Annotated in this window: 12 protein-coding genes; all 12 read left to right on the top strand. The window is 37.7% G+C overall.

What is annotated here, in order from left to right:
* Window positions 1-256: 256 nt before the first annotated feature.
* The 12 genes from ACUW85_RS09300 to ACUW85_RS09355 all read left to right on the top strand — a co-directional run bounded on the left by ACUW85_RS09300 (window position 257) and on the right by ACUW85_RS09355 (window position 12,087).
* Entirely contained in the window at window positions 257-868 is a 612-nt protein-coding gene (locus tag ACUW85_RS09300; RefSeq protein WP_259345421.1) for a 2-keto-3-deoxygluconate permease, read from the top strand.
* Window positions 777-1,100 (top strand): 2-keto-3-deoxygluconate permease, encoded by a 324-nt coding sequence (locus ACUW85_RS09305; RefSeq protein WP_259345420.1) that lies wholly within the window; start codon window positions 777-779, stop codon window positions 1,098-1,100. Before ACUW85_RS09300 ends, ACUW85_RS09305 begins: the two co-directional genes overlap by 92 nt.
* 259 nt (window positions 1,101-1,359) lie before the next feature.
* Window positions 1,360-2,898, top strand: a complete 1,539-nt coding sequence (locus ACUW85_RS09310) for an ABC transporter permease/substrate-binding protein (RefSeq protein ID WP_149256076.1) — start codon at window positions 1,360-1,362, stop codon at window positions 2,896-2,898.
* On the top strand, window positions 2,898-3,836 hold the full coding sequence (locus ACUW85_RS09315) for an ABC transporter ATP-binding protein (RefSeq protein WP_182023684.1): 939 nt from the start codon (window positions 2,898-2,900) through the stop codon (window positions 3,834-3,836). The genes ACUW85_RS09310 and ACUW85_RS09315 overlap by 1 nt, the downstream gene beginning before the upstream one ends.
* Window positions 3,837-3,875: 39 nt before the next feature.
* Window positions 3,876-4,424 carry a GNAT family N-acetyltransferase gene (locus ACUW85_RS09320; RefSeq protein WP_149315153.1) on the top strand — a complete coding sequence of 183 codons (549 nt, stop codon included), beginning with the start codon at window positions 3,876-3,878 and terminating at the stop codon, window positions 4,422-4,424.
* Window positions 4,425-4,661: 237 nt separating this feature from the next.
* Window positions 4,662-6,149 carry a Mur ligase family protein gene (locus ACUW85_RS09325; RefSeq protein ID WP_182023682.1) on the top strand — a complete coding sequence of 496 codons (1,488 nt, stop codon included), beginning with the start codon at window positions 4,662-4,664 and terminating at the stop codon, window positions 6,147-6,149.
* Window positions 6,150-6,528: 379 nt separating this feature from the next.
* Window positions 6,529-7,353, top strand: coding sequence for a MetQ/NlpA family ABC transporter substrate-binding protein (locus tag ACUW85_RS09330; protein WP_048729766.1), 825 nt, complete (start codon window positions 6,529-6,531; stop codon window positions 7,351-7,353).
* 741 nt (window positions 7,354-8,094) lie between these two features.
* Window positions 8,095-9,516, top strand: coding sequence for a cysteine--tRNA ligase (cysS, locus tag ACUW85_RS09335; protein ID WP_182023680.1), 1,422 nt, complete (start codon window positions 8,095-8,097; stop codon window positions 9,514-9,516).
* A 46-nt stretch (window positions 9,517-9,562) separates the two neighbouring features.
* Window positions 9,563-10,000 (top strand): Mini-ribonuclease 3, encoded by a 438-nt coding sequence (locus ACUW85_RS09340; protein WP_149256082.1) that lies wholly within the window; start codon window positions 9,563-9,565, stop codon window positions 9,998-10,000.
* The gene (rlmB, locus tag ACUW85_RS09345) at window positions 9,993-10,808 is read left to right on the top strand and encodes a 23S rRNA (guanosine(2251)-2'-O)-methyltransferase RlmB (protein WP_048729758.1); all 816 of its coding nucleotides are present in this window, start codon (window positions 9,993-9,995) and stop codon (window positions 10,806-10,808) included. Before ACUW85_RS09340 ends, rlmB begins: the two co-directional genes overlap by 8 nt.
* Window positions 10,809-10,855: 47 nt before the next feature.
* The gene (locus tag ACUW85_RS09350; RefSeq protein WP_003140992.1) at window positions 10,856-11,395 is read left to right on the top strand and encodes an NYN domain-containing protein; all 540 of its coding nucleotides are present in this window, start codon (window positions 10,856-10,858) and stop codon (window positions 11,393-11,395) included.
* Window positions 11,396-11,460: 65 nt separating this feature from the next.
* A complete protein-coding gene (locus tag ACUW85_RS09355; RefSeq protein WP_016897297.1) occupies window positions 11,461-12,087 on the top strand; it encodes a sigma-70 family RNA polymerase sigma factor in 627 nt (208 codons plus the stop codon).
* Window positions 12,088-12,194 lie beyond the last annotated feature (107 nt).

Raw genomic sequence — 12,194 nt, forward strand, 5'->3', positions numbered from 1 at the left:
TTTCTCTTTGAAGCTTATTTACATATTAATAAATACTAAATAACGTATTCGTGATATTTGAAATTATTTACCAACACTATTTGTAAAAGAACCAATTTAAGGGGTATTTTTATAGCTATGATGTTTGCAATTTTAGTCATAAATACCAAATTACTGTATGAAAAACTGACAATTGCTATTGACTCAGGATTGAAAGCAATATATGATAGCGTAATTGTGGTGTTTCCATTAAAAATGCTTATAGAGAGGTTTATATATGTTTAAGAAAATAAATAAAGTACCTGCAGGGATGTTTTTGATTCCCTTGGTAGTATCACTAGTATTAGTGTCTATCTTCCCTAATATGTATGATGCAATCGGTGGTACAACACAACAAACGTTTCAAATGGGGACCAACGTTGTTATTGGACTATTGGTATTTTCAGCGGGGACAAGTTTAGATTTAAAACAAATTGTACCTTTAATAAAACGTCATTTGCCGATAATTCTGTTTAAATTAGTTATTTCAACAATCTATATTTTAGTTTTTTATTGGTTGTTCGGCTTAGATGGCATTTTTGGCATCAACTTATTGGCTTTCGCTTGTGTGATTTACTCTTTAAACCCAGCGGTAGCACTAGCTATTCATTCAAGTTATGGGGATAAACAGTTTGGCGCCGTATACGGTATTATGGGCCTAATTGGTATGCCTTTTGCACCTTTAATTTTATTAAGTATTTTAACGGCCGATGATTGGTCGTTTACTACCTTTCATAGGCTGGAACCTAGGTGCAGCGATGAATACTCAATCAGCTGTCGCTGCAGGTTTGCCACGTATTTTGATGGCCGGAATCTTTATGGTCTTACTGTTACCATTAATGCCATTTGACCGCTACATTATGAAACAAAACGCAGGGGTAGATGGTGAAGCTATTTGGAATGTAGCAGGCATGTCAGTAGCCAATCCTGCTAGTATTGCATCTGCTTTGCCGTTGGTATTTGCTGATCAATCAGCAAGTGCTACAGCTATTATCATGATGGTATGTATTATTACCTCAATTATTTCACCTATTGTGGCACAGAAACTCTATATAAAAGAATACGGTATTCAATCCATATAATACTTGTGAATACCTACAGAAGAGTCATGCTTGCATGGCTCTTTTTTGATGCGGTGAATGCATAAATTTAAAAAGATGACTTTGGGCAAAAAAGTCAGTCAAAACACAGACTTATTGCAATGTATTTATTGGTTTTTTATGCGATAATATAACATACGAGTGATATTTTTGCCGAGATCATTTACCTGGTGATGACACAATTCTATCATGCGCAATTTTAAATCATCTACATACACCTTGTAACTTGAAAGGAGTTATCATGAACGATTTTTTCTTAACGTTAATGGAACGTAAAGACCAATTATTCACTGCTACTTACGAACATATGGCTATTTCTTTACTTGCCTTGTTCATCGCCTGTGTTATTGCAATTCCACTAGCCATTTGGCTGAGTGACCACCGTAAATATGCGGAACCCGTATTACAATTTGCTAGTATCTTACAAACGATTCCCTCATTGGCCTTGTTGGGATTGTTAATTCCCTTAGTAGGGATAGGTTCAGTACCTGCACTTATCGCCTTAGTTGTATATGCTATTTTGCCTATCTTACAAAATACCTATACAGGTTTTGTAGAAATTGACCCGACAATTGAAGAAGCTGCAATCGCTTTTGGGATGCCTAGACGAAGACGTCTGTTTAAGGTGGAATTACCGATTGCCATGCCGGTGGTCATTTCAGGTATTCGGACCTCGTTAGTATTAACTATCGGAACAGCGACCCTAGCGACTTTAATCGGAGCTGGTGGGCTTGGGTCTTTGATTATGTTAGGAATCGACCGAAATGACAGCAATTTAACCCTTATCGGTGCCATCGCATCATCTTTATTAGCGATTGTTTTTGGTGCCCTCATTAAGTGGTTGGAAAATAAAAAAATGAAAACCATTCTGATTAGCTTGCTTGTTTTGTTTGTAGGAATTGGTGGGCCAATATTAGCGCAACGATTGACTGGTCAAGTAACGAATGTCACTATCGCCGGTAAATTAGGGTCAGAACCAGAGATTCTAATTAATATGTATAAAGAAATCATTGAAGCAGATAATGACGATGTCAATGTTGATGTAAAAGGTAATTTTGGTAAAACAAGCTTTCTCTTTTCTGCTTTAGACAATAATGAAATCGATATTTATCCAGAATTTTCAGGTACAGTCCTTGAAAGTTTAGTTGACGTAGATGAAGCTACGGATACAAGCAACTTCGACCAAGCAGATACCTATCAATTAGCGCGTGACTTATTAAAAGAACAGTATGATATGACTTTTCTAGAACCATTTTCTTTTGAAAATACCTATGCTTTAGCCGTGAAACGTGCTTTTGCAGAGGAGAATGATCTAGAAACGATTTCAGATCTAGCGAAAGTTGAAGACGAGATCACAGCTGGCTTTACGTTAGAATTTATTGACCGTCAAGATGGCTATGCTGGTATTCAAGAATTATACGGGTTGACCTTCCCGTCAGTGAAAAGTCTTGAACCCGCGCTTAGATACAATGCAATCAATAACAATGAAGTCAATGTGATTGATGCTTATTCAACTGATAGTCAAATTTTAGAGTATGATTTGGTTACGCTTGAAGATGATTTAGGACTATTCCCTAATTATCAAGGAGGTCCATTGATGAATGTAGACTTCGCTGAAGACCATCCAGAAATTGTGGCATCCCTAAACAAATTAAGTGGGTTAGTAACCGAAGATGAGATGATTCAAATGAACTATGCTGTAAACGTTGAAGGACAAGAGCCTAGCCAAGTAGCCCATGATTTCCTAGTCGACAAGGGCTTAATAGGGGAGGATGCATAATGGCCAACATAATCGAATTTAAAGATGTAGAGAAAGTATATGAAGACAAACGTGTAATTGATGACTTGAACCTAACCATTCATGAAGGTGAATTTTTTGTCTTAGTGGGTCCATCAGGTAGTGGGAAAACGACATCCCTTAAAATGGTGAATGGCTTGACTGAGCCAACAGGTGGAGATGTTTACTTTAAAGGGCAAAAGATTAAAGATCATGATATTGAACAGATGCGCTGGAATATGGGGTATGTCTTACAAAAGATTGCTCTTTTCCCAACAATGAATGTTAGTGAAAATATTGATGTTATTCCAGAAATGATTGGTTGGCCAAAAGAGAAACGTGTAGCTAGAATTGACGAACTACTCAATTTAGTAGGCTTAGATCCCGAAATTTACCGGAACCGACCAGTTGATGAATTATCTGGTGGGGAGCAACAGCGAATTGGTATTTTACGTGCGATTGCAGCTGAACCGGATATTATTTTAATGGACGAACCTTTTTCAGCCCTAGACCCAATTTCGCGTAACCAGTTACAAGACCTCGTAGTCGATATTCATCAGCGGTTGAAGACAACCATCTTATTTGTCACACATGATATGGATGAAGCCATTAAATTAGCTGACCGAATCGGGATTATGAACCAGGGCCGTTTAGTTCAGGTGGATACTGCTCAGGAAATTCTGACAAATCCAGAAAACCAGGTAGTGGCTTCCTTATTTAACCAAGAAAAAGAAGATGTCTTTGGCTTAAATATCTTCCGATCAGATATTCAGCCAATTTCCGGGGACCATCCAGATTATCCGCAAATTGATATCGCTAGTCATCAAAAGGATTTATACGCCTTACTAGCAACTGATGAGATGGTTGAAATCACGGAAAATGATACAAGTTTAGGAACGCTAGATAGACAGGCTGTATTTGCTCGGTTAAAAAGTATATAAGGTGTTACGATATAAAGAAAATCAGAAAGGTGTGGTGGCATGTTTCAAACCCCAATTGATGACAAATTATCAATCAAAATATTAGAAGAGCGTGATGCAGAAGCTTTGTACAAGTTAATTGATCATTCACGTGATTACCTCGGTGAGTACTTACCTTGGGTGAAATTCATGAAAGCTACAGAAGATGAATTACCTTTTATTAAAGAGGGGCTACAACAATTTGCCAATAACGATGGTTTTCAATGTGGGATTTGGTTTGAAGGTCAACTAGCTGGTGTGCTTGGTTTGCATTATATTAAACACCTCAACAAGTCGACCTCACTAGGTTACTATCTAGGAGAGGAATTCCAAGGTTCAGGGATTATGACCAAATCTGTTGCTTTCTTACTTGATTATCTTTTTAATGACTTAGCCTTAAATCGTGTAGAAATTCAAGCAGCGGTTACCAATCATAAAAGCCAAGCGATTCCAAAACGTTTGGGCTTTACTGAAGAGGGGATTCTTAGACAAGATGAACAACTAGATAGTGGGCCATCAGATTCAGTGGTATTTTCTTTACTAAGAGATGAATACTTAGCCCAAAAATAATCATAAACTTAATAGATATATAAAGATAAGGGACGGATGACTAATATAGAAAGTCATTGGTCCTTTTTATCTACCTTTAAATTTTGCTATACATTTCTTAAGAAAGTTAATAAATAGGTGTATTTCTCGAATAATTCATCTTGAATAGACAGTAGTTTAGCCTATCTTTCTTCACACTTTCTCCATCTATATAGCCCAATATATAGCTAACAACAAATAAGTGAAAGAGAAAGGTGAATGAATATGAAGGTCTATGAATTACTTGAACAAAGTGGTGTAACAGCTAGAAATCCTTTACCAGCAGATGTAGAGCAACTTGAAATTACCGGCATTAGTGAATCCTCCTTACAAGTAACCAATGGCCATCTATTTGTCGCCATTTCCGGTTATGCCACTGACGGTGAAGTCTATATCGGTAATGCCATTGAACGCGGCGCTAGCTTGATTGTGACTGAATCTGACTTAACCGCTAGGACCAGCGTACCTTTTATCCAAGTGGATAATGCTAGAGAGAGTTTAGCCCTACTTGCATCAGCTTTTTACCACAATCCTAGTCAAGACAAATTGGTTATCGGCATTACAGGAACTAACGGCAAAACGACAACCGCTTTATTCTTGCAACATTTACTAAAGAAAGCGGGGTTTGAAGTAGCTTACTTTGGGACCGTCTATAATGAGATCAACGGCCAACGGTATGAAAGCAAATTAACCACGCCAAGTGCGACAGAAATTCAAGCATCCCTAGCCCGGTCAAATGACGATGTAGTGGTTATTGAAACTTCTAGTCAAGGTCTCCACCAATATAGAATGGCAGGGATGCAATTTGACTATGCCTTATTTACCAACCTACAACACGACCATTTAGACTACCACAAGACCATGGAAGCTTATTACCAAGCCAAGAAATCCCTATTCAGCTTAATGAAACCGGACGGGAAGGGCGTCATCAATAGCTATACCATGTGGGGCAACCGCCTAGCCAAAGAACTAGAAGCAAGTGGTAAACAAGTCTTAACCGTAGATACTAAGAAAGGTGCGACAGGTTATGTCTTAGATAAAACAACCGACACAGCAGTTGTTGCCTTCAATGGACAAGGCGGACAAATTGAAGCAATCGAAGCGCCCTTATCAGGTGTTTATAACCAAGAAAACCTGATTTTAGCCATAACCGTCATGGTTGACCTAGGATTAGACGCTGGCAATACCAACGACGCAATCGCAGACTTTGCGGGAATTGCAGGCCGTTTAGAATACTATCCACTAGCAGATGGTAATGAAATGGTCGTCGATTATGCCCACACGCCGGATGCCATTGAAGCCTTATTAACAACCCTGAACGACCAATATCCAAACTATGATATCATTCATATCTTTGGTTTTAGGGGGCAACGAGACAGTAAGAAATTCCCGCAAATGGTGTCCGCCTCGCAAACTGGGGCCGACCTAACCATACTAACCACTGACGACTTAAATGGTGTCCCCAAACAAGTCATGGCCGATATATATCTAGAATACGTAACCCAATATGGGTTAGACTCTATGGCTATGGCACTAGACCGGGTTGAAGCAGTTGAGTTAGCCTTAGAAATGTCCCCAAATCCGGTATTATTAGTACTTACTGGTAAAGGGCACGAAGCCTACTCCGAGGAAAACAAATATGGCGTTCAATCTGATCAGCAAGTGGCCCACATGTTTCGCTACCGTCAAGTCAGCTATTCAATGTGAAATGTAGGATATCAATAAGACCAATAGAAAAAAGCAACTAGTATTTATATAAATACATGTTGCTTTTTTATTTGATCTAAATAGGGCTTTAATATGCTAAGTCGCATGACTTATAGAACTCCATATAGCTAATTTTCTATAAGAATATCGCCTTATATCATAACAAATACCCCGTTTAACAGCGATAAATAGAGGTATATGATTAATACACATGTGATGACATGTAAATAAGCGTACACTGTTATATCAGAAAATACCCAAATATTGATAGTAATAGGCTATCAAGGATAATGGTAATCTAGTATCTCGATTGAATTGCAATCATGATTGGTTTTTCCTACAATAAATGAATGATAAAAAATCATTTGGAGGCAATATTATGAAGAAAATTTTCCGTGCATTGGGATTGGCACTAGTAGTCTTAGTATTAGCTGCTTGTGGTCAAAGTGAAGAAACAACTAAAGTAAAACTAGGTGTCGTTGGTGATAAAAATGATCAATGGGAGTACCTACAAGAAGAATTGCTAGAAAAAGAAAACATTGAAATTGAATTAGTGAAATTCACTGATTACCGTCAACCAATCGTATCATTAGACGATGGTTCAATCGATATGCACTCCGCTTTAACAGAAATCTATATGGATTCAATCAATGAAGAAGGTGGCTATTCTAATACCACATTAGGTTATACCACTTTAAATCCGATGGGTGTTTTTTCTGAGAAAATCGACTCTTTAGATGAATTACAAGACGGCGCTTTAGTCGCTATTCCAGACGACGTATCAAACGGATCGCGTGCCTTACTGTTACTGCAAACAGCAGGCCTAATCGAATTAGACGAATCAAAAGGTCTATTACCAACAACAAGTGACATTACTTCAAATCCAAAAAACTTACAATTTGAAGAAATGGCAGCCAACCAAACAGCTCGTGCCTTAGCTGACGTTGATATCTCATTAATCAACAACGACATGGCAACCGACGCAGGTTACGTGCCAACACAAGACTCTATCTACCTAGAGCCAGTCGCAGAATCATCAAAACCATACTACAACGTCATCGCAGTACGTGAAGACGAAACAGACAATGAAGTATATAAGACAATCCTTGAATACTATCAAACAGACGAAGTTGCAGCAATCATCGACGAAATGTCAGCAGGTTCGTCAATCCCAGTATGGGAAGGCGCACCAACTGCAGAATAATCTAGTGGCTTTAAACTACCAGGTTTAAAGTGAATCAATATAACTCAATTAAAAAACGTCTCCTAGTATTATTGGGAGGCGTTTTTTAATTGTAAATTGCTGAGACCAGGTGCTTGAGTATCCTATATTAGTTGAAAATTCTGATTAAAGTAAGTCCGATGACATAGTAAGGCAAATTAATAAAAACAAAGATGGTATCTTTTCTTTTTTCAACGCCCTAAAATGGCCCTTATCTACAAAAGAACTAGGCATTAATACGGCGATTTGGCTCCCTTTGAAGGTCTGAAAATATTATTAATCGCGATTTTTATGCATTTTTAAAAAGACAAAAAGTTTAAAAGACCGTTAGATCAACGTTTTGAACTTTAACTATTAAATTATAATGAGATAAAAATGGGTGTTTTTTAAATAAATCAACTTATATTATATAAAATGAACGATTTTGAAAAGCTAGTAACTATTTTTCAACATTAATATCTTATATAAGTTATTTAAATATTTCATTCATTTCTACAATACTGTCAAATATGTTAGAATGATAAGGATTAATGGGTGTCACTCACTCTCATTAAATTGCCATAATTCAAAAAATGGCGATTTGTATTTTTTTGCAAAATGCTTCTATAATGAGCCTATACGAAACAACTCGTTACTTGCATGCAAACGACTTATTCGTATCGCCTCGAATAGACCGTTTGCTTCATCGCTGAACAAATTATCGGACATAGGAAGGGCAAAATTATGTTAAAAATTTATAATACATTAACCAATCAGAAGGAAGAGTTTAAACCATTAGTGCCAGGAAGTATTTCGATGTATGTATGTGGTCCTACTGTTTATAACTACATTCACATTGGGAATGCCCGGTCTACTGTTGCTTTTGATACAGTACGTCGTTACTTTGAATACCGCGGTTTTGATGTGAAATATGTCTCTAACTTTACGGATGTGGATGATAAGATTATTAACCGCGCTAATGAAGAAGGGTTAACGCCTGAACAAATTGCGGATAAGTATATTGAAGCATTCTATGAAGATACCGATGCTTTAAATGTTAAACGTGCTACTAAAAATCCACGTGTTGTGGAGAATATGGATGATATCATTCAGTTTGTGGCTGATTTAGTTGATAAAGACTTTGCATATGTAGTGGACGGTGATGTGTACTATAGAACGCGTAAATTTGAGAAATACGGTCAGTTATCTGATCAAAATATTGATGATTTACGGGCGGGGGCATCTGAACGTTTAGAGGCAGACAGCCAATCGAAGAAAGAAGATGTTGTAGACTTTGCTTTATGGAAGTCAGCTAAACCTGGTGAAATTTCTTGGACTTCTCCTTGGGGGGAAGGTCGCCCTGGTTGGCATATTGAATGTTCTGTGATGGCAACGAAACTGTTAGGCGATACGTTAGATATCCATGCAGGTGGTCATGACTTAACTTTCCCTCACCATGAGAATGAGATTGCTCAATCCGAAGCACATACAGGTCATACCTTTGCCAATTACTGGATGCATAATGGTTTTGTAACAATGGGTGATGACGATGAAAAAATGTCTAAATCTTTAGGCAACTTTGTCTTAGCGCATGACCTAATCCAACAAGTCGATCCACAAGTGGTTCGCTTCTTCTTAGCTTCAGCACATTACCGGTCGCCTTTAAGATTCAATGAAGAAAATATTCAAGATGCAACCAACAACTTAAACAACTTGAAAACTGCTTATGTGAACTTAAATTACCGTTTTGAAGATGCTAAAGAGAGTTTAGATAACGATGCGAAAGTATTGCCACAAATCAAAGCTTTAGAGAATGAATTCGTGGAAGCTATGGATGATGATGTTAATACACCTAATGGTTTAACTGTGGTTTATCGTTTGATGCGTGATATGAATGTGTATACAAATCAAAAAGAAGTATCCGTGCCAATTCTTGAAGCTTTCAAAGAGTCGTTTACAGCCTTATTAACGATTTTTGGGGTCACTTTATCAGATGAAAAAGAGTTGTTAGCGGATGATATTCAAGCCTTAATCGATGAACGTAATCAAGCTCGTGCAGATAAAAACTTTGCCCGTGCGGATGAAATTCGTGATCAATTAAAAGCTGAAGGCATTATCCTTGATGATACTGCCCAAGGTACGCGTTGGAAACGTGCGCAATCCTAGTTGCAGTCTATATTAATGAAAATCAATACAGAAATGAGTCGACTAAATGTCAGAGAATAAGTCTTTAACGAAAAATGAAATAAAACAACTAAGTGGCCTAACCTTGGCTTATTTAGGCGATGCTTCTTGGGAGGTAGTAGTCCGCGACCATTTGGTTCAAAGTGGTCTAACGAAACCCAAAGATCTACATAAAGCAGCGACTGAATTTGTGTCTGCAAAAGGGCAAGCGCTATTAGTTGAAGCGATGCAAGCTGAGGAAGGGTTCCTTACTGAAGATGAAATGACAATCTTTAAAAGAGGCCGCAATGCCAAAAGTCACTCAAGCGCTAAAAACGCAGATATTCATACGTATAGAATTGCAACCGGATTTGAAGCTTTGATGGGTTTTGCCTATTTAAATGATCAAAACCGTTTTAAGGAAATTGCAGCTTTCTGTATTCAATACATTCAACATGCACAAAAAGAGGAGCAAGAAAATGGCTAGAGACAATCAAAGACAACAAAACAGAGATAGAGGACCCCGTAGTACAAATAATGAAGAAGAACTGGATCAATCTCCTGATTTCGTCTATGGTTTCCATGCCGCTATGGAAGTATTGGAAGGCGACCATGATGTGAATAAAGTCTTCCTACAAACTGGCTTAAACGAGAAGAACGCCCAAGCTATTTTAAAAGCAGCCAACAAGCGAAATATCTTGGTATCTAATGTACCAAAGGAAAAATTAGATACCCTTTCTGATGGCGGCAATCACCAGGGTGTTGTCATGGCTATTGCAGCATACAAATACGCTGAACTAGAGGATATCTTCAAAAAAGCTGAAGAAGCGAATGAAGACCCAATTATCATAGTCCTAGATGGTATTGAAGATCCGCATAACTTAGGTTCTATTTTAAGAACAGCTGATGCTTCAGGGGTTCATGGTGTCATTATTCAAAACCGTCGCGCTGTGGGGTTAACGCAAGTTGTTGCCAAAACTTCAACTGGTGCGATTGAGCATGTACCCGTTGTACGTGTAACCAATATTTCTAAAACCATTGATCTGTTAAAAGAACGTGGTGTATGGGTATTTGGTACCGATATGAAGGGTCAATCAATGTGGCAAATGGATGCGACGCTCCCAATTGCTGTTGTGATTGGTAATGAAGGTAAAGGCGTATCACCAGGTGTGAAGAAACATCTTGATGGTATGATTACCATTCCAATGCGTGGTCACGTTCAAAGTTTAAATGCTAGTGTAGCAGCAGGGTTATTAATGTACCAGATTTATCAAAGTCGTATGGGTAATAGCTAATCAGTGAATTGATTTTATAGTAAGTTGATGAAGAAAGGAGGGGTGACATGGTACTAAGAAAAGAACGGTTAATCGTTGATGGCTACAATATGATTGGCTCTTGGCCTTTACTTGTAAAGTTGAAAAATCGAGATGAAATTGAGGCTGCAAGAGACTTGTTATTAGCAACCCTTTCTAACTATGTAGGCTATCATGATATCGAAACGTGGGTGATTTTTGATGCCATGTTTGTCCCAGGCATTTCTAAATCCTATGATCAATTTAACTTACATGTCGTCTTTACGAGTGAAGGACAAACCGCTGATTCATATATCGAAGAGATGATAGTTGATTTGGTGAGCCCTTTACATAACGTAACGGTTGCGACAAGTGATTTAGCTGAACAGCGAATTGTTTTCCAAAAAGGTGCTTTAAGGCAATCAGCACAAGAGTTATATAGAGATGTGCAAAAAACCAACGCGGAAATTGCACATGGTGGTAATGATTATGAATACAACAAATATCAAAGATCCATACCATGGTCAGTCCATCAGCTAGATAAATTAAATGACTTTTATAGAGATTTAATTGACAAGAAAAGTGAATAGTAGGATTTTGGTGCGTTTGGTCTTTTGGATTGAGCCTGGGTGGTCTATTTGGAGAGGACAAATCTATGGCAAAGCAGAAACAAAGTAAAGACCAGTCACAGGTATTGGATTTAGTGTTGCAGGGTAAAAATGAACTTACTGAGGAAATATTTGATGCATTATACCAAGAAGTCTTACCTACCTTATATGCTAACCGTTGGCGCATCCCTAAGTATATTTTGGAAAATGATGATTACTATCAAGAAGCTAGAATTAGTCTAGTACAAGCTGTTCAAACATATCGCATCAATAGTAAGGCAGCCTTTACAACTTACTTTGCGAATGTATTCAAAAATAGGTTGCTCGATATTCGCCGGATGCACATGACGGATAAACGGATTGCTAATTTCAAAGTGGAACGTTCGCTAGATTTATTTGCAAGTGAAGGTGAAGAAAACAATATAGAAAACCGATTGAGAACCAAAGAGTTTCCACCTGAATATGTATATCTCTTCAATGAGACAATTAATAGATACGAGAAAAGTTTGTCTGATATGGAAAGAACGGCATATGGTTATTTCAAAAAAGGTTTTTCTTACGAAGAGATGGAAAAACTCACGGGCTTTACCAGAAAACAGGTTCATTCATTAATCGCTAAGTGTAAACGAAAGTATCGCAAAATATTATCAGAATATTTTGATGATAGGGACTAAAACGAAATTAGGCGGCTCTTCGTCAAATAGGACTGATGAGTAATATCTGCCAGGTAATCATTAGATTACCTGGTTTTTTTATACTCTTTTCCATTATTCATTTTTTA

It is taken from the genome of Aerococcus sp. 150760013-2, assembly GCF_053627715.1.

Coding starts and splice junctions, on each gene's coding strand:
- ACUW85_RS09300 (WP_259345421.1), top strand. CDS start 257: ATGTTTAAGAAAATAAATAAAGTACCTGCAGGGATGTTTTTGATTCCC.
- ACUW85_RS09305 (WP_259345420.1), top strand. CDS start 777: ATGAATACTCAATCAGCTGTCGCTGCAGGTTTGCCACGTATTTTGATG.
- ACUW85_RS09310 (WP_149256076.1), top strand. CDS start 1,360: ATGAACGATTTTTTCTTAACGTTAATGGAACGTAAAGACCAATTATTC.
- ACUW85_RS09315 (WP_182023684.1), top strand. CDS start 2,898: ATGGCCAACATAATCGAATTTAAAGATGTAGAGAAAGTATATGAAGAC.
- ACUW85_RS09320 (WP_149315153.1), top strand. CDS start 3,876: ATGTTTCAAACCCCAATTGATGACAAATTATCAATCAAAATATTAGAA.
- ACUW85_RS09325 (WP_182023682.1), top strand. CDS start 4,662: ATGAATATGAAGGTCTATGAATTACTTGAACAAAGTGGTGTAACAGCT.
- ACUW85_RS09330 (WP_048729766.1), top strand. CDS start 6,529: ATGAAGAAAATTTTCCGTGCATTGGGATTGGCACTAGTAGTCTTAGTA.
- cysS (WP_182023680.1), top strand. CDS start 8,095: ATGTTAAAAATTTATAATACATTAACCAATCAGAAGGAAGAGTTTAAA.
- ACUW85_RS09340 (WP_149256082.1), top strand. CDS start 9,563: ATGTCAGAGAATAAGTCTTTAACGAAAAATGAAATAAAACAACTAAGT.
- rlmB (WP_048729758.1), top strand. CDS start 9,993: ATGGCTAGAGACAATCAAAGACAACAAAACAGAGATAGAGGACCCCGT.
- ACUW85_RS09350 (WP_003140992.1), top strand. CDS start 10,856: ATGGTACTAAGAAAAGAACGGTTAATCGTTGATGGCTACAATATGATT.
- ACUW85_RS09355 (WP_016897297.1), top strand. CDS start 11,461: ATGGCAAAGCAGAAACAAAGTAAAGACCAGTCACAGGTATTGGATTTA.